This is a genomic window from Pontitalea aquivivens (assembly GCF_046507575.1).
Classification (GTDB): domain Bacteria; phylum Pseudomonadota; class Alphaproteobacteria; order Rhodobacterales; family Rhodobacteraceae; genus Pontitalea; species Pontitalea aquivivens.
Window position 1 is genome coordinate 1 of sequence record NZ_JBKFEY010000031.1, and the last position, 15,999, is coordinate 15,999.

Consider the following 15,999-nt stretch of genomic DNA (forward strand, 5'->3'; position numbering starts at 1 on the left):
CTGGATACGCCCCCCTGCCATCAGAGGCGTCAGGATCAGCCCAGCCTCGATCGTCTTTCCAAGGCCCACGTCATCCGCCACCAGCCAACGCGCGGGCCAGTGCTGCGTGACCTGGCGACACACCCATAGCTGATGCGGCAGAAGCTGTACCCTCGAACGTGAAAACACCCCCCACTGGTCGTTGATCGAATGGATCAGCAGGGCCTGTGCGCGGGCGAGCACGGCGAGGGGATCATCGAGCTTGCCCTCGGTCAGAGCATCGGCGAGCGACCGGACCACCTCGACCTCGCCGCGCTCGACCTGTTCGAGTGCCGCGCCGAAACGGACGATAATCGTATCGCCCAGATCGTGGACAACACGGCCATCGCCGTGTCGCGGATGTCGAACTGGACAGTCAGGTGCGAGTGCGGTCATTCTTCGGTCTCGTCGTCGTATTCCGTTGCATCGGCCTGTTCTTGACTGTCGCCATTCCAGAGCTGAAGCGGAAGGTCCAGATCGCCGAGGAAAGCGGCGTCCGGGCCAAGATGGTCGGCGACAAAGCCGTGGATTTCCGGTGAAAGATCCATGTGACCACGCTCGCCAAGGGGATATGCAAGCCGTTCCGCAAACAGTCGGCGCAGACGACCGGTGGCAGCCCAAGCGTAAGGTTGCATGCAGATCGCCTCATCGTCGAGCCAGAGGCCGTGCCGGATCGCCTCGCGTATCATCCAGTTGGCCCCGAGCCCGAGGCTTTGCGAAAGCGGCGCGCCCTCGAGCCCGCGTCGCTGCCAAATCGGCTCGTAGGAGATGCGCCAGAGCTTGCTCAACGACACCAGACCTTCTCGGTCGACCACCACCGGCAGTAGACGGAAGGCGTCGGCGTAGTCCGGCAACCAGCGCGCGAGTGCATAAAGGTCGGAGATCGTTCGTCGCCATTGCGGGAATTCGATCTGCCAAGCGTCGGGGCGGGCGAAATCTTCGAGGCGTTTCAGCCAAGGAATGGCAGCCTCGCTCAACTCTCCTACAGTGACCGAGTCGTTCGGAAACCTTGCCTCAGCCATTTCTTGCCACCAGCCCTCTCGGACCGCGGCCTCGACAAAGCTTTTGTGGGCACCCTGATTGTTCCAGCCCAACGTGCGGAAGATGCCAAGAGCAAAGAAAGTGAACCAGCCTAGCCGGTCATCTGTGGCCTCGCAGTCGCGAAGGCGTCCCGGAATGAACCCGTCGGGCCAGACGCGGGTGTCGTAGTTGCGCCGCTGATCGGTGTGCTCCCGCCGCCACCAATCGCGGATCCGGGCGAGTTCTTCGGTCGGATCAGGCGGCGCGTCCCAAGGCTCTGTGGAGCCCGGGTCGAACGGCGACCACCGGCCCGAACCGATGCTACGAGCAAGCGATGGATAGAGAATGGTCATGAGCCGACCGCGCGTGTCGTCATCAAGGCCCTCCACCAATGAGCTTTGGCGGAGCTCGTCCGGATCGTCGGGTAGCCAGTGCGGTCGCGCGCGCGCCAGAAGCGCGCCCAGGCGCTCGCCTTGGCCGCCCTCTGCAACGTACGATAGAAGCGCACATCGGGCAGCTTGGTCGACCGTCTCGTGCGCCCAGCGCTCAAAGGTCTCGGCGGTTCTCTGAAAACCGCTCTGTCGTGCGGCCAGACGGTAGAATGAAAGCGCCGCGTTAGTGTAGGAGCCGTCGGCAACGTCCGTATCGGGCGCGAAGGCGAGAATGCGGCGTTCCTCCTCATCCGCATCAACGGCATTGCGCGGCGCCATACGGGCCTCGCGCCAACTGCCATCGGCCATTTGGAACCTCGCAGCGGCCGCAGCCCTCAGCAGTTCCTGCTGCTCTGGCCAAGCTAGGGCATTTACGAAGTCCTCATCGAGAACTGCACCCAGCTTTGCGGCGGTTTCGGGATCAACCTGCTTGTTCTCACCCAGTTCTGCCTTGACAAGCTTTGCCGCATCGAAGGTTTGCGGGGCTTGGAATCCGAGCCGCTGGAGCAGCTCCGCTGCCTTTAGGCTCACCGCCGAGTGCGCGATGTCCGCGATCCCCCGCCAGCCCGTGAGCCGCCTGAGCCGGCTCTGCTCAGCAAGCGGCCCGGCGATCTGCCAGCGCACCTGATCCACGCGCAAGAAAGGTGCGAAGGGTGCCGGCAGCCCGGTTGGCAGTGCCTCACGCTCGCGGAACAGGTGCGCTAGCCGTAGCTCCCGATGCCCTGGCGGATCAGCGCGAGCAGTTCGGTAGCCGTCTCTGGCGATGAAACCTCCTCCCAGAGCGAACGCTTGGCCGCGGGTAATTGGTCTGCACGCCGGTTCGGCGGGATGGACTTCCTCGAACCCAGTTCTAGATCTAGGCCACACGCAGCCCAAGCGGGAGAGCAGAAAAAAAATCAGTCAGGAAATTGCCAGATCCGGTTCAGCGATCGGGGTACAAGAAGCGCGCTGGTGCTCCTTGCATCTTTGGTTGATAACTGTCCGCAACAAAGTCGTATCGCCGCGAACCAGCGCCACCAAAAATTCAAGCGCCCAAGGCAGGAGCGGGAGTCCCTCCTCGGAACTGGCATCAAAAGCCAGATTACATGGCGTATTTTGGGGCACCGACCGCCAGATAGCCGCCATCAGCACCCAGCACGCTACCGGTAATGAGCGTTCCCCGATCCGAAGCTAGGAACACGATCGGGGCGGCAATTTCATCCGGATCGCCAAGCCGTCCAGGCTGCACGCGCTGCATGATCTACTCAGTCTAGGCCGGATCGCGGACAGTCCGGGGGCAGTCAGCCCGGTAAGGATCGTGTCATGACCAATTGCATTGGCACGGATCCCCTTAGGCCCCAGCTGACGGGCCAGTGTTTGGGTCAGCAGTTTTACCCCCGCCTTGGAGGCGTTGTAGGATGAACTTGTCAGCGGGGCAGCAAAGGCCCCCGTTGACAACACGTTGACGACATTTCTTTTGATGAGCGCAGAGACGGCGAGAACGCCCGCGTCATCAAGTTGAAGGAAGCCTGGTTCACCTCGATCATGGGACCCCACTGGGCCGGCTGATCATCGCGGTCCAAGGCAAGCTCTGCGGCCGGGCCCGCATTGCTCACCAAGGTCGGGACGTCATCGTAGCGCTGCCTGACCCGCTCAGCAATCGCCGTGATTGCAGCGCGATCCGAGTTGTCGCGCGCGGCTTCATCGTCCCAGCCACTATGACCATGGCCCTTGCTGTAGCGGCCTCAATTCCCCGCGCGAGGCGACCCTTCAGAAATTCCATCCCCTAGTCCCTCCGCGGGGATCAGGATGATCTGGCCAATTCGGCAAACAGCCAAGGGCAATCCACCATGTCAGGTGAGCGCAAACCACGCTGCGCTGCATCCATCCGCATTTCCCGCATACGCTCACGCATCCCACCGGGTTCCTCGGGAAGGTGAACTCGCTCATGCCCCCAGAAGCTCGGACCGTCAGTCGTCTCGTGCGGTTGCCAAGTGGAAGGATCGATCACGCGCCCTCCCCAACCGTTCTCGACGAAAAAGCCCGAAGGCGTCGTGGCATAAAATGAGGTCATCCAGTCATTGGTGTGCCGCCCAAGCGTATAAGCCACACGGTCGGTTGTCTGGGCGATGTCCAGCCCCTGCCCCACATCGTCAAGATTCTGATATTCAACCATGAAATGGTGGAACCCACGACGCCCCGATCCGACCATCGCAAAGCTGTGGTGACGCCCGTTGATGTGGAAGAAATACAGCCCCATCGGCGTTAGACCATAGTCTGACACGTGAAAATCAAGGTGATCGCGGTAGAACGGCATCATCAGGTCAATATCCTCGACGTGTAACACCGCATGGCCCATGCCCAAAGGCCCGGTCTTGAAGCCTTGGATCGGCCTGCCAGAGACAAAGGGATCGCTGGTTACCATCGGTGCGTGAACCAATTCCACACGATTACCCATCGGATCCTGAAACCAGATCAGGTCGCGGACAAGCCTGCGGTCGGCCAGTTCGCGACTGCCAAAATTAACTTTGACTCCAATTCGGTCCAGCCGCGCAGCATAGTCCTCAAGGTCCTTTGCGCGCTCTACCTCGAAACCCAAAAAGGCAAGCGTTTCGCCCTCCTCGTCCGAAACCAGCAGACGCTGCATGCGATCGTCCATCCGGAATGCGACAGCCCGGCCGCCTTTGTCGATCTTCTGCATCCCCAGCAGCTTACCAGCGAAATCCGACCAATCGGAAAGCTTGTCCGACCGGATGCCAAGATAGGCCAGTGCACAAATAGCCATGTCAGTTCCTTTCCTTTGCGAGCGTCGGCCGCTCGAGATATCGACGGGTATTCTCCGCAGTTCCCTTCAATCTGGCCGAGCGGCTGATCAGCGGCTTAGTCGGGCGTACATGTCACCCTTCGGTCCAGTATGGGGCGTCTTTTTCACCGGGCATGAGCTTTGCCTCTGCACGCACGAGGAACGCGCCGCCGTAAGGGGTCAATTTCTTAAGACCTGTTAAGAAGGGGCCATCTTCCCGTATGACGTCAGCAAGCTCTGACGGACGTGCAGGGTCGCAGTACACATAGAAATCAGGCCAGTCGAACACCTCGAGCGGCGGATATTCTCGCGCTTCACGGGTCAGCGCTTCCTCGGCATAGCAGGAGCAATGCGCCTGCATTTCCGCTACAAAGCGGCGGACCTTGCCGCGGAATGCCGCCGCATCCTCCTCCTCGGGGCGGTGAAGGATGCCAATGGCGCGCCGTTGCGATGGGAACGGCTGTCCAAATGCACTTTCCGCCTCGCTGCCGCTCCACCATCCTAGGAAATTTGCCTCATCCTCGAGGAGCGCCCTGCGGTTGCCCATAGATACCTTGACAGCTCTAAGAGCCTCTGGTGTGCCGTAGTCGAGCTCCACGAACCCAGCTATGTGAGCCATCTGCTCCGTCGATCGCCACAGAATGCGGCTCACGTGGCATTGCACATAGCGCTGTGCGCCGCTTACCGGGATTACATGGATGACATGCGGGCCCGACCAATGGGCATGGAAGTCCTCCATCTCCATCCCGGACTTCTTGCCCAACATAATATGGCGCTTGGTCACGAACATATTGGCCATCAGACCCCCCTTCACGCCGAAGGCATGCCGGTCAGCACGCGGCCGCCGTCAACAACCAGCACCACGCCCGTGATGTAACGCGCCTGATCCGATGTCAGGAAACCAACGGCGGCGGCAATGTCCTCGGGCTCGCCAAAATGGCCCAGCGGGATCCGGCGCATCACGTTGCTGTAGTCACCGTCATTGCGACCCAGCAACATCGGCGTCTTGATTGCTCCCGGTGCCACCGCATTGACCCGGATCCCGCGCGAGGCCAGTTCCAGCGCCAGCGACTTGGTCAGGCCACCGACTGCCGCTTTCGACGCAGAATAGTGGGCAAAGTTGAGCGACCCAAACATCGCGACAGATGCGATGTTCAAGATGGCCGCCCCCGTTACCATCTTCGGCAGGACGCGGCGGGTTAATTCGGCCGCGGCGATCACGTTGACTTCGTAGTGGCGGCGAAAATCGTCTGCCCGCAACTCCTCGAAGGTTTTGACGTCGAACACGCCAGCATTGTTTACAAGTATGTCCACCCGTTCAACCGAGCCAACCAGCCGATCCAGCGCCGCCCCATCGGTCAGATCCGTCGCCACGGCTTCGGCCTCACAGCCTGCGGAGCGAAGGTCAGAGACGACTGCGTCCAGTGCGCTTCCCGCGCGGTCCGCCGCCACGATCCTGGCGCCCTTGCCTGCCAGATCAAAGCAGATGGCTCGTCCAATTCCGCCTGCCGCGCCCGTGACTATCGCTACGCTCATCGGCCGAATCCCCCATCGGTGCCGTCGTCGCCACAAAGCGACTCTGGCAATATAAATCGGTTTAATATCAATTTATCGACAAAACATGAAGTGTCGAGCGAATTTATCGCCTATCATCATCTTTATCGATAATTATAACATTTGACACGCCTGCCACGCGAGGCTCGCAGTCAAACGCCGCTTTGACCTGGTCAGTCTAACGCCGGCGGCACGCTCAAAGATTCTGGCTGAAATCGCCGCGCCGGAAAAAGCGATCTTTGTCCATTTCAGTCGCGGCGGGTAGGCCGGAGCGGATCGTTGCATGCATCGCTAGCGCCCGCTTGATCGCTGCTCTTTCTTTGCAGGCCGCCGCCCACGCGGAAAGCGCCGGATGCCGGTCGGACTCGATCGCAAAGAACGGCAACTGCTCACCGAAGAGGTTCGACAGGCTGATGACCCACGTAAGCGAAGCCATATCGGCTATTGAATACTCGCTACCGCCGATGAAGGCAGTCTGCGACAGACGCTGCTCTAGGACCGTCCAGACCTCGGCGGCCTGATTCTTGTAGCGATTCAATGAATAATCGTGCCCAGAGCCTGCGTAACGCTGAAAATGAACAAGTTGCCCGCTAGCGGGTCCTTGGTTTGCGGCCTGAAACACAAGCCACTGCAAGCATTCCGTGCGCGCTCGGCCGGCACTTGGCAGGAACCGACCGTGTTTCTCTGCGAGATACATCAAGATCGCGGCGGATTCGAAAACCGGCAGCGCATTACCCTCTTCATCACGGTCGACGATGACTGGCACTTTGGCGATCGGGTTCAAGCGGCGGAATTCGGGAGAGAACTGATCGCCCTTCCACACGTCAAGCGGCCTAAGGACATAAGCTTCCCCGACCTCCTCAAGCATGATCTCAACCTTGAGAACGTTGGGCGTGGTGGCGCAATAAAGTTCAATCATGCAGGCCATCTGATTGGCGCGCCACCGACAGCAAACCAGCAGTCGTCCGTGACAAGTGCTCGGTCAACACTCGTTCCCCCATTTCCGCGTCGCGCGTCACGGCTGCCGTTACCAGTGCTCGGTGTTCTGCAGCCACATCGCGGCCCACTTCGCCGCCCATCGTCCGCGCCCAAATCCGATACAAGTCGGCGCTGTCACGCAATTCCGCAACGACCTTCTCCAGCCGCGGGCTCCCACTGCCTGCGCACAGCGCGCGGTGGAAAGCACGATGCGCCTGCCGCCAAGTCGCGGCATGCAGCGGCGCCTCAGTGATGAAAGGGGTACGCTCAAGCGTGTGATGTGCCGCCACGACCGATGTCTCCCAGACAAGATCGCCGTTTTTGATACTGTCGACAAAGGCCATTACTTCGAGCCTTAGCCGCAGATTGGTCAGGTCTACCAGATCGTCAACCGACAGCTGCGCAACGGTGAACCCGCGTTTCGGGTTTGACACGACCAATCCCTGTTCACACAGGCGTGTCAGCGCCTCGCGCAGTACCGTCTGGCTTATACCGAAGCGCTTAGACAACTCGACTAGCTTTAGCCGTTCACCGGGCAGAAGGCGGCTTTCCAAGAGCTCGAAGCGCAGCGCCTCAAACACATGATTGGTTCGAAGTCCCTCGCCCTCAGCACTTCCCTGCATCGACCTCTCCCAGTTGACCGTTCACTCACATTGCCATGCGGAATTCTGACAAACAATCGATAATACGGCAAATTTTCGCGTTTCGATCCAGCTCTTATGAGATTTCAACTTTGGTCGACAAAGTTTCACATCTCTGCGGTCTGGACTTTGGTCGCCGTCGCCCGAAAAGTCTATTTCCGGCGGCATGTGTTACCTTTGACACGTCTGCGCCCGAAACGCCGTCGCCGCCGGGTCGCGCCAAGGCTGTTCGCGTTGACCGCCCCATTGTGCGGAAGCGCGCGGCCATCTGGGGCATCGCACTGCCAATCGGGGGCGGACGCCCCCACCGGCCGCACGACTGCGTCAGACCGGCACGAAATCAGCGGCTTGAAGGTTTTCCGGATGACCTTTGCACCCGGCAAGTTTTATCGACAGATTGACAAGAAATCCATTTCAGGCCATCAGAAGTCCCGCTGCCGGAAGGTCGGCCACCGTTCGGCAAGTTGGAGTTGCATGTCTGGAAACACCACGGGCCGCGCCGAAGGCAGAGCCAGCGTGCGCCCAATCGACCAGAGCTTGTTGCGTTCGCCATCTGGCCGGATCGGCCCTCTGCCACCGTTTTCGCAAGGAACCACGCCCCATGAGCCTACTTTTCAGCGCTACCCAAGTCGGGGGTGTCACCCTTCGCAACCGTGTCGTGGTGCCGCCGATGTGCCAATATATGGCCACCGATGGGCTGCCTTCCCCCTGGCACCACATGCATTACGGCAACATGGCGGCCTCTGGCGCCGGCCTGGTGATCGTTGAATCGACGGCGGTCGTTGCGGGGGGCCGCATCAGCCCCGCCTGCCTTGGGCTTTACAGGGACGATCAAGAAGCCGCCCTGCGCGACATGCTGGATCGCATCCGCAGCTTTTCGGACTGCAACTTCGGCATTCAACTGGGGCATGCCGGGCGCAAAGCCTCGTGCGAGCCCTTTGATTCCTATGGCTATGTCCCGCCCGACAATGGCGGCTGGTCCCCCATCGGCCCCTCGGCGCTCCGCCACAGCGAAAGCTGGCCGTTGCCGAAGGTGATGGACAAGGCGGATATCGAAGCCGTCGTTGACAGCTTTGTGCAGGCGGCGCGCCGCGCCGATCGTGCCGGCTTTGCGCTTGCCGAAATCCACGCCGCGCATGGCTATCTGATCAGTTCGTTCCTGTCGCCGCTGGCGAACGCGCGAACCGACGCCTATGGCGGGCCGCTGGAAAACCGGATGCGGCTTGCGGTAGAGGTTGCCAGGGCGGTTCGCAATATCTGGCCAAGGTCAAAGGCGCTTGGCCTGCGGCTGAACGGGACCGACTGGAAAGAGGGCGGCATCACGCTGGACGAAACCGTGGTGGTCGCGGCGGCCCTGCGCGATGTGGGGGTGGACTATGTCTGCCTTTCCAGCGGCGGCAATTCCCGCGGGCAACAGTTGCCCGCGTTGGAGCCGGGCTATCAAAGCTTTCTGGCCGAGGCTGTTCGGCGGTCGACCGGCATGATGACAATGGCGGTCGGCATGGTGCTGACCGCGACGCAGGCCGACGAACTTTTGCAGCAGGGCAAGGCTGATCTGGTTGCCGTTGGGCGCGCGGCGCTGGACGACCCACGCTGGGCGCTGCACGCGGCGCAAGAGCTGGGCGATGAGATTGCCTATCCCAAGCCGCACTGGCGCGCAGGCGCCAAGGTTTGGCCGGGCTATCCCCTGGTGCATCGCAAGACCTGATCGGAGCCCGTGGACGTGACAAAGGCCCACCAAGGGTGTGAAACCTTGGCGGGCCAACCCCGCAAATGTGGCATCAGGGCCTTGCCGGAAACCCAAATCTATTTGGCCGGCCCGGGCGCCTCGCCGGGCCAGAGCGCAAGCAGGTTTTCCATGGTCGTCGTGTAATGGCCTACAAGCAAGGCGCAGGCCTTGCCCGCATCCCGTGCAATCACGGCGGACAGGATGTCTGAATGTTCGCGTTCGACATCGCGCGACAGGACCGTGGCCGTCTGGGCAAACCAAACGCGATACAGTTCGGTCGCGTTTGCAAGCGTTTCACTGAAATCGATCAGTGTGGAAATCCTGCAGGCCTCGATCAGCTTGGCGTGGAAATCCCGATGCGCCTTGAACCATTCGGAGCTGGTCTGCGGTTGGTCATCCACCTTGCGCTCGGTTCGCACAAGGCGGTGGTGAACGGCGGTCAATTCGGATTCCCAGGCCAAGCTGCCGCGTTCGATCGCAAGTGTCAGCGCCAGAGTTTCGACATGGCACCGGACCTTGGTAAGATCACGGAACTCGGCCTGGTTCAGCCTTGACACGAAATAGCCCTGCCCCGTGCTGCTTTGCACCAGACGGTCATGGCCCAGCAGAAGCAGCGCCTCGCGGATCACGGTGGTGCTGGCGCCGAACTCCTTGCTCAGCTGGCCGGGTTGAAGCCGGTCACCCGGTCGCAGCACGCCGCCCAGAATCCGCTGGCGCAGGCGCTGCGAGACATCGATCACCAGAGTTTTCGCTTCGCCGCGGCGGGACATGCGGTCTGAACTTCCTGTTGACGTCGAACTGGCTTGGCGTTCCACGGGGCGGCTTGTCGCAACCCGGGACCGCCGCGTCAAGAAACCACCGCCATAGAAAGACCTGCCCCGTCTGCGTTGACGCGCGAATATCCACGAACGCTTGAAGGCGCCGTAACGTCACGCGGGAGGTGCAGATCACCCGTCCCGCGGTCGGCGGCCAGCCTTTTCCGGTGACGCCCCCTGCAACCGACCCCCGCCCGGGCGCTAATTCGGCGCCGTCGCCAAGCAAGACCCCGCCACGGCGCGACCTTTTGGCGTCACTTTGCCGGGGTAAAGACACCACCGCCTGACGCAACCCGCCCGCCGTCGATCACCAGTTGGGACCCCGTTGTTCCCGACGCCAGATCGGAACACAGAAACACGACAGCGCCGGCAACCTCGGCGGGTTCGGCATACCTGCCCTGCGGGATTGTCGCGCGGGTGCGCTGGCGCACGCTTTCGGGGTTGTCGGGGGCCCGCCCGATCTCGACCTCGCGCATCATGCGGGTTTCAACCGGCCCCGGAAGCACAGCGTTCACCCGCACGCCAAAGGGGGCGCTTTCGGTTGATGCCACCTTGGTCAGGCCAGCTACCGCATGTTTCGACGCCGCATAGGCAGTCTGGCCCGCCGGACCGAAGATGGAGGCGGTCGAGGCAGTGTTGACCACGGCGCCAGACCGCTGCCGGTGCATCACGGGCAGAACGTATTTCAGGCCAAGGAACACACCCTTCACGTTGATGGCCATGACACGGTCAAAATCCTCTTCGTCATAATCGACAAGGGAACGAAGCGCCCCGATATAGCCCGCATTGTTGAAGAACGCATCAATGCGACCATGAGCGGACAGGCACGCCCCGACATAGGCCTGCACATCGGCGGCCTTTGTGACATCGGCCTGAAGGAGCTGCGCGGCCCCGCCTTGAGCGGTGATCTCGGCAACCGTTTGCCGGCCAAGATCGGCGTCCAGGTCAACCACCACCACTTGGGCCCCCCGCAGCGCGAATGCCAAGCCCGCTGCCCGACCAATGCCGCCGCCGCCACCCGTGATCAGCGCGACCTTTCCCGTGAAGTCCATTCATAACCCTCCTGCCTTGACTCTAACGTGATTCATCCGTCCAGACCGCGCCGACCCGGATGCAGATTGAAAATGGCCAGCCCCGCCAGCGCGATGCCAGAGGCGACAAGCCCTAGGCAGTCCAGGCCCGCTCGGCTGATCACCAGCCCCCCGACAGCACTGCCTAAGGCGACACCGATGTAGGTCGCCGTCGCATTCAGCGAGAGCACCAGCGTCTGATGGTCCGGCGCGTCGCGCACCAGCGTCATCTGCTGCGGCACCATGAAAAAGCCCGATGTGAATCCCCAGGCGAATGTTGCGCCCAGAAGAACGGCGATCGGAATGCTGCCCAGGGAAAACACCGGCAAGATCGCGGCAAACGCCGCCAGCACGAACATCAACAGGCGATGCGGGCCGAAGCGATCGGCGATCGGCCCGACAAGAAGCCCGCCGACAGAGTTTGAAATGCCGATCACCAGCAGCATCACCATCGGCGTGGCCACGGCCGTCTTTAGGGCCAAGGGACCGATATAGGTGTAGATCACATTATAGGCGCTGACCTGCAGCACCGTCAGCAAAAGCGACACCAGGGCCCTACCGTTCACAAGCAGCAGACGAAAGCTTGTGGGCGGTCTGGAAGACGAGATCCGGCCTGGCGTCGTCAGCAGGATCGCCACCGAAGAAGCAAGCGTCAGCGCAAGCACCGACACCAGCACCTGGCGCCAGCCGATCAGCGTCTCCAGCCATATGCCAAAAGGAATGCCGGCGGCCTGCGACAGTGACATCGACAGGAAGATGACGGCAAGGTTGCGCCCCCGCCGTGCGGGGAGGCTCAGGCTGTAGACGGTGCTGGCCGCGATAGGGGTATAGGCCCCGCCGCCAACGGCCGCCAGCGCACGACCGATCAGGAAAAGTTTCCAATCCGGCGCCAGCAGGCACGTAAGCGTGCCAAGGGCCATCAGCGCCAATGATCCCAGAAGCATCCTGCGGCGCGGCCAACTGCCAGAAACATTGATCAGAATGGGGGACGTCAGGGCATAGCTCGCCGCGTAGATCACCATCATCAGACCGGCCTCGGCCGTGTTCACCTGCATGTCGCGCGCAATGGGTACCAGCAGGCCCACCACCAGGAACGCACCAAGGCCAATGGCGAAATTGCCCAAGCCGATCGCACCGATCGCCTTTGTCATCTGATCGCCGCCTTTCAAGGTCGCGGGCTTCGGTTCGGGAAGCGGGGCCTTTGGCAGCCGCTTCCCGCGCACTTCTCAGCGCGCCGCTGGCACGCTGCCCGACAGTCGGCGTCGGTCAGGCGGAACGACCGGTAATCCGGTCCAGCACCTGCGCGGCCAGGGTCATATCGCAGCGTTCACCGCGCCAGGCGACGTGGTGGTCGGTCCGCACCAGCACGAGAGGCGCCTGATAGATCGGCGCAACGGCCGGATCCTCGAGCCAAACAACCTTCAATGGGATGCCGCGCGCTTGCGCCACTGCTTCCAGCGCGGCGCTGGCCGTTTCGTCGCCAAAGTTGAGCAGGGTAAACCAGCGCCCTAGATGATCGTAAAGCGCGGTCCCATCCTTGAGGAACACGCTGGGCAGACGGGCGCCGGGAACTGTTGTCGGCTCGTAGACCGCGGGATCGGCGCTGTAACACGCGCCGGGCTCTGCCATCACGGCGGGGCTGTCGGCATAGACATAGCCGTATTCGATTCCCCAGGCCTCGTTTTCAAGATTGCCCAGTCGGGCAATTTCACGGCCAACCTCCGCGCGGCGGGCGTCGCCCTCTGGTCCCTGCAAATACAGCCGTTCATCATAAAGCTCACCGATCTGGCGGCGCACATCGCTGTTGGTGCCAGCGGCGTCGCGGTTGCGCAGCCCCGTGGCGCGACGCTCAGGGTCATAGCTTTCCAGCAGGCGCGGGTGGGCATAACCATGCAAGACAGCCGCCAGCTTCCACCCAAGGTTAGTCGCGTCACCAATCCCGGTGTTCATACCGTAACCGCCGGTCGGGATATACTGGTGCGCCGCATCGCCCACTAGGAACACACGGCCCTTCTGATAGGCATCTGCCACCAGAAGATGCGGGATCCAGTGGTTCGACACCAGGATTTCGCAGTCGGGATCATAGCCGAAAAACTGCCGCAGCGCCCAGCGCGGATCCACCTCATCGGGCAGCTTGCCGTCCTGCGTACGGGTGTGCAGTGTGAACACGTCCCGGTCGTTCTGGGCAATCAGCGTGCCGTGAACCGATTGATAGTGCCAGGCGATGCCGAACTTTTCGATGATGGAGTTGTCGCGCATGCGGAAGTGGGTCATGTAGCGCTGCATCACCCGCGGCGTGCCGCCAAGCCCGATGTCCAGCTCTCGGCGGACCTGGCTTCCGCCGCCGTCGCAACCGGCAAGGTAGGCGCAGCGGACCGTGAAGATTTTACCTGACTTCAAATCCTTGAGAGTTGCCGTCACCCCGTCCTCGTCCTGCTCCAGCGCCTCGAATGCGGTATCGTAGCGCAGGTCGACCAAAGCATGCTTTTCTAGAAGCTTGCGAAGCTCCGGCTCGATCACGACCTGTGAGACGCGCATCGAGGGCTCCAGCGGCTGCGTGCCATCGTTCTTTTCGGCGATCGCGGCACGCCAGTCATCGACGCTGGGGTAGACGAAACGGTGCAGCTCGGCTCCCTTCAGATCGGTGATCCAGGTCACGTCGAACGGGTTCTTCGTTGGCACCGCCGCGGCGCGCAACTCGTTCGCGATGCCCAGACTGCGGAACAGCTCCATGCTGCGGCCATTGGTGATGTCCATCTTGGGATGGCGCGTGGTGGTGCGGGCGCGCTCCACGATCAGCGAGCGAATCCCTCGCTGCGCGAGGTCAAGCGCAAGCGTCATTCCCACGGGGCCTGCCCCGGCGATCAGAACTGGTGTGTCAATCATTTCGCATCTCCCCAACCATGGAACGCTCGATCCAAGGCATGCTAGCATTTCAGTTTCGCGTGAACAGCTTCAACCCGATAATTCACATCCTCTCGCCAAATGCAATATTCTCGTTAATCGCAAATATTATCGCTTGATCTCAGTCACAGCCGCAAGGTAGCATGTTAGCATTGCAGGCTTGGGAGGGCGGCGTGAGGGTTGCATTGATCACAGGGGCGGCGCAGGGAATCGGCGCGGCGATGGCAAGGCGTTTTCTGGACGGCGGATATGCTGTCGTGGCCAGCGATGTCCTTGCCGAGGGCCTTGAACAGCTTCGGGCAAGCGCCCCCGACCGCGTGGCCACGATCGTTCAGGACGTGAACGGCGACTCTGCTCCGGAAGATGCCGTGGCCCTTGCCATGGACCGGTTCGGACAGCTTGACGTCTTGCTCAACAACGCGGGCATCGGCGGGGCTAAACCTGTCGGCGACGAACGCGACGAAGATCTGGACCGCTTTCTTGCTATCAACGTCAGGGCGCCTTTGCGCTATTGCCGTGCCGTGCTGCGTGTGCTGAAGCCCGGCGCCAGCATCGTCAACACCGCCTCGATCTTTGGCCTGCGGGGCAGCGCCGGAGCCGGCGTATATTCGGTGTCGAAGGCCGCGATGGTTGGCCTGACCCGGCAGATGGCGGCCGATTACGGCCCGCAAGGCATTCGCGTCAACGCTGTGGCCCCCGGTGTCATCCGCACCTCGATGACGGCCGAGCGAATCGACAACGCCGATCCGACGTTCCAGCGCCGCATGGTCAACACGACCCCGTTCCCGCGGCTGGGCAAGCCGGAAGACATCGCCTCGGGCGCATTCTTTCTGGCGTCTGACGAAGCTTCGTTCATCTCGGGCCATGTTCTGGTCATTGACGGCGGCTGGCTGGCCGCGAATTCCCCGCAAGGCTGAGGGCAAGAGATGAGCAAACCGGCAGCGACACGTCTTGAAAACCGTCGCATCATCATCTTTGGCGGCGGTTCTGGGATCGGCAAGGCAACCGCAGCCCTCTTCGCACGCGAAGGCGCGCGGCTGGCCCTGGTCGACCGCAACCTTCAGGCGGTGCAAGACGTGGCCCATCCGCTTCGCGGGCTGGCATTGCAGGCCGACATCACCGATGAAGCCCAGGTCTGCGCGGCACTGGATGCGGCGCGGAACGCGCTGGGCGGGATCGACGGGCTGGTGATCACCGCCGGCATCTTTGACCCGGCCAACCTTCGGGACACCACGCCAGATCTGTGGAACCAGGTTATCGCGGTCAACCTGACGGGCACCTACCTGATCTGCCGCAATGCCCTGCCGCATCTTTACAATTCGGGCAACGCCACGATCGTGACGCTTGGGTCCGGCGTTGCGCTGGTGCCGCCTGGGCCCACCTCGGCCGCTTATGTGGCTGCCAAGGGCGGTGTCATTTCCATGTCACGCCAGATTGCCATGGAAGCCGCACCCCATGTTCGGGTGAATTGCGTCTGCCCCGGCATGGTGGAAACCCCGATGACGCAGAGTTTCCTCAAGACCGCGTCCGGAGAAAGCAAACCCGAGATCACCAACAACTATGCGCTCAAGCGGACCGCCACCGCAGAGGAGATCGCCGCCGCGATCCTTTTTCTGACCAGTTCGGAATCGAGCTTCGTGACCGGCACCACCATGGCAGTGGACGGCGGACGAACCTTCCACTGAAACGGGCAGCGCGCACCCACAACCAACAGGAGGCTCCCTTGGCCTACATGATCTATACAGAAGATTGCGAACATGGGCCCGCTATCAGGGAACAGAATCGCGACGCGCATCTGGCCTATCTAGACAGCAAGATGGAAATTCTCATCGCCTCGGGCGGACTACAGGACGAGACCGGCAAATCCATCGGCGCTTGCATCCTTGTGGATCTGGATACCCTTGCAGAGGCACAGGAATTTGCCGCGCAAGACCCTTTTGCCATCGCAGGCCTGTTCCGCACGATCACCATCCAGCGCTGGAACCAGTTCTATCTGCACGGGCGGAAAGACAGACAGCCGTTTCACGCCCTTCCTCCGCTGGATTGACCAGCATCTC

At 61.7% G+C, this 15,999-nt stretch carries 16 protein-coding genes and 2 pseudogenes; 4 read left to right on the forward strand and 14 right to left on the reverse strand.

Annotated elements, in window-relative coordinates; genetic code table 11:
* The 10 genes and pseudogenes from ACK8OU_RS17955 to ACK8OU_RS18000 form a co-directional block, all read right to left on the reverse strand.
* Positions 1-414 (reverse strand): annotated as a pseudogene (locus ACK8OU_RS17955) (DEAD/DEAH box helicase); the annotation flags it as partial.
* Entirely contained in the window at positions 411-2,108 is a 1,698-nt protein-coding gene (locus ACK8OU_RS17960; RefSeq protein WP_410304733.1) for a hypothetical protein, read from the reverse strand. The pseudogene ACK8OU_RS17955 and the gene ACK8OU_RS17960, both read right to left, overlap by 4 nt.
* Positions 2,109-2,550: 442 nt before the next feature.
* Positions 2,551-2,706 (reverse strand): SDR family oxidoreductase, encoded by a 156-nt coding sequence (locus tag ACK8OU_RS17965; protein ID WP_410304734.1) that lies wholly within the window; start codon positions 2,704-2,706, stop codon positions 2,551-2,553.
* Positions 2,640-2,909, reverse strand: coding sequence for an SDR family oxidoreductase (locus ACK8OU_RS17970; RefSeq protein ID WP_410304760.1), 270 nt, complete (start codon positions 2,907-2,909; stop codon positions 2,640-2,642). The genes ACK8OU_RS17965 and ACK8OU_RS17970 overlap by 67 nt, the downstream gene beginning before the upstream one ends.
* Positions 2,876-3,127, reverse strand: a pseudogene (locus tag ACK8OU_RS17975) (SDR family NAD(P)-dependent oxidoreductase); the annotation flags it as partial. The gene ACK8OU_RS17970 and the pseudogene ACK8OU_RS17975, both read right to left, overlap by 34 nt.
* Positions 3,128-3,252: 125 nt before the next feature.
* Complete coding sequence (locus ACK8OU_RS17980) at positions 3,253-4,233, reverse strand: VOC family protein (RefSeq protein ID WP_410304735.1); 981 nt, start codon at positions 4,231-4,233, stop codon at positions 3,253-3,255.
* Positions 4,234-4,345: 112 nt separating this feature from the next.
* Positions 4,346-5,050, reverse strand: coding sequence for an EthD domain-containing protein (locus tag ACK8OU_RS17985; protein ID WP_410304736.1), 705 nt, complete (start codon positions 5,048-5,050; stop codon positions 4,346-4,348).
* A gap of 11 nt (positions 5,051-5,061) precedes the next feature.
* Complete coding sequence (locus tag ACK8OU_RS17990; RefSeq protein ID WP_410304737.1) at positions 5,062-5,787, reverse strand: SDR family NAD(P)-dependent oxidoreductase; 726 nt, start codon at positions 5,785-5,787, stop codon at positions 5,062-5,064.
* Positions 5,788-6,001: 214 nt separating this feature from the next.
* Positions 6,002-6,724 (reverse strand): glutathione S-transferase family protein, encoded by a 723-nt coding sequence (locus ACK8OU_RS17995; RefSeq protein ID WP_410304738.1) that lies wholly within the window; start codon positions 6,722-6,724, stop codon positions 6,002-6,004.
* Positions 6,717-7,406: a GntR family transcriptional regulator gene (locus tag ACK8OU_RS18000; protein WP_410304739.1), complete on the reverse strand. Its 690-nt coding sequence runs from the start codon at positions 7,404-7,406 to the stop codon at positions 6,717-6,719. The genes ACK8OU_RS17995 and ACK8OU_RS18000 overlap by 8 nt, the downstream gene beginning before the upstream one ends.
* Positions 7,407-8,025: 619 nt before the next feature.
* Here ACK8OU_RS18000 and ACK8OU_RS18005 point away from each other — a divergent pair.
* Positions 8,026-9,132, forward strand: coding sequence for an NADH:flavin oxidoreductase/NADH oxidase (locus ACK8OU_RS18005; RefSeq protein WP_410304740.1), 1,107 nt, complete (start codon positions 8,026-8,028; stop codon positions 9,130-9,132).
* Between the two features lie 98 nt (positions 9,133-9,230).
* Here ACK8OU_RS18005 and ACK8OU_RS18010 read toward each other — a convergent pair whose 3' ends face one another.
* The 4 genes from ACK8OU_RS18010 to ACK8OU_RS18025 all read right to left on the reverse strand — a co-directional run bounded on the left by ACK8OU_RS18010 (position 9,231) and on the right by ACK8OU_RS18025 (position 13,924).
* Positions 9,231-9,923, reverse strand: coding sequence for a GntR family transcriptional regulator (locus ACK8OU_RS18010; protein ID WP_410304741.1), 693 nt, complete (start codon positions 9,921-9,923; stop codon positions 9,231-9,233).
* A 299-nt stretch (positions 9,924-10,222) separates the two neighbouring features.
* Positions 10,223-11,020 (reverse strand): SDR family NAD(P)-dependent oxidoreductase, encoded by a 798-nt coding sequence (locus ACK8OU_RS18015; protein ID WP_410304742.1) that lies wholly within the window; start codon positions 11,018-11,020, stop codon positions 10,223-10,225.
* Between the two features lie 32 nt (positions 11,021-11,052).
* Positions 11,053-12,189 (reverse strand): MFS transporter, encoded by a 1,137-nt coding sequence (locus ACK8OU_RS18020; protein ID WP_410304743.1) that lies wholly within the window; start codon positions 12,187-12,189, stop codon positions 11,053-11,055.
* Positions 12,190-12,304: 115 nt separating this feature from the next.
* Positions 12,305-13,924 carry an FAD-dependent monooxygenase gene (locus tag ACK8OU_RS18025; protein WP_410304744.1) on the reverse strand — a complete coding sequence of 540 codons (1,620 nt, stop codon included), beginning with the start codon at positions 13,922-13,924 and terminating at the stop codon, positions 12,305-12,307.
* A 161-nt stretch (positions 13,925-14,085) separates the two neighbouring features.
* Between ACK8OU_RS18025 and ACK8OU_RS18030 the strand changes: the two genes are divergently transcribed.
* The 3 genes from ACK8OU_RS18030 to ACK8OU_RS18040 are packed head-to-tail and all read left to right on the forward strand — an operon-like array spanning position 14,086 to position 15,989.
* Positions 14,086-14,859, forward strand: a complete 774-nt coding sequence (locus tag ACK8OU_RS18030) for an SDR family NAD(P)-dependent oxidoreductase (RefSeq protein ID WP_410304745.1) — start codon at positions 14,086-14,088, stop codon at positions 14,857-14,859.
* Positions 14,860-14,868: 9 nt separating this feature from the next.
* Positions 14,869-15,627, forward strand: coding sequence for an SDR family NAD(P)-dependent oxidoreductase (locus tag ACK8OU_RS18035; RefSeq protein WP_410304746.1), 759 nt, complete (start codon positions 14,869-14,871; stop codon positions 15,625-15,627).
* A gap of 47 nt (positions 15,628-15,674) precedes the next feature.
* Positions 15,675-15,989: a YciI family protein gene (locus ACK8OU_RS18040; RefSeq protein ID WP_410304747.1), complete on the forward strand. Its 315-nt coding sequence runs from the start codon at positions 15,675-15,677 to the stop codon at positions 15,987-15,989.
* Positions 15,990-15,999: the final 10 nt, after the last annotated feature.

Coding starts and splice junctions, on each gene's coding strand:
- ACK8OU_RS17965 (WP_410304734.1), bottom strand. CDS start 2,706: ATGCAGCGCGTGCAGCCTGGACGGCTTGGCGATCCGGATGAAATTGCC.
- ACK8OU_RS17980 (WP_410304735.1), bottom strand. CDS start 4,233: ATGGCTATTTGTGCACTGGCCTATCTTGGCATCCGGTCGGACAAGCTT.
- ACK8OU_RS17985 (WP_410304736.1), bottom strand. CDS start 5,050: ATGGCCAATATGTTCGTGACCAAGCGCCATATTATGTTGGGCAAGAAG.
- ACK8OU_RS17990 (WP_410304737.1), bottom strand. CDS start 5,787: ATGAGCGTAGCGATAGTCACGGGCGCGGCAGGCGGAATTGGACGAGCC.
- ACK8OU_RS17995 (WP_410304738.1), bottom strand. CDS start 6,724: ATGATTGAACTTTATTGCGCCACCACGCCCAACGTTCTCAAGGTTGAG.
- ACK8OU_RS18000 (WP_410304739.1), bottom strand. CDS start 7,406: ATGCAGGGAAGTGCTGAGGGCGAGGGACTTCGAACCAATCATGTGTTT.
- ACK8OU_RS18005 (WP_410304740.1), top strand. CDS start 8,026: ATGAGCCTACTTTTCAGCGCTACCCAAGTCGGGGGTGTCACCCTTCGC.
- ACK8OU_RS18010 (WP_410304741.1), bottom strand. CDS start 9,923: ATGTCCCGCCGCGGCGAAGCGAAAACTCTGGTGATCGATGTCTCGCAG.
- ACK8OU_RS18015 (WP_410304742.1), bottom strand. CDS start 11,020: ATGGACTTCACGGGAAAGGTCGCGCTGATCACGGGTGGCGGCGGCGGC.
- ACK8OU_RS18020 (WP_410304743.1), bottom strand. CDS start 12,189: ATGACAAAGGCGATCGGTGCGATCGGCTTGGGCAATTTCGCCATTGGC.
- ACK8OU_RS18025 (WP_410304744.1), bottom strand. CDS start 13,924: ATGATTGACACACCAGTTCTGATCGCCGGGGCAGGCCCCGTGGGAATG.
- ACK8OU_RS18030 (WP_410304745.1), top strand. CDS start 14,086: ATGTTAGCATTGCAGGCTTGGGAGGGCGGCGTGAGGGTTGCATTGATC.
- ACK8OU_RS18035 (WP_410304746.1), top strand. CDS start 14,869: ATGAGCAAACCGGCAGCGACACGTCTTGAAAACCGTCGCATCATCATC.
- ACK8OU_RS18040 (WP_410304747.1), top strand. CDS start 15,675: ATGATCTATACAGAAGATTGCGAACATGGGCCCGCTATCAGGGAACAG.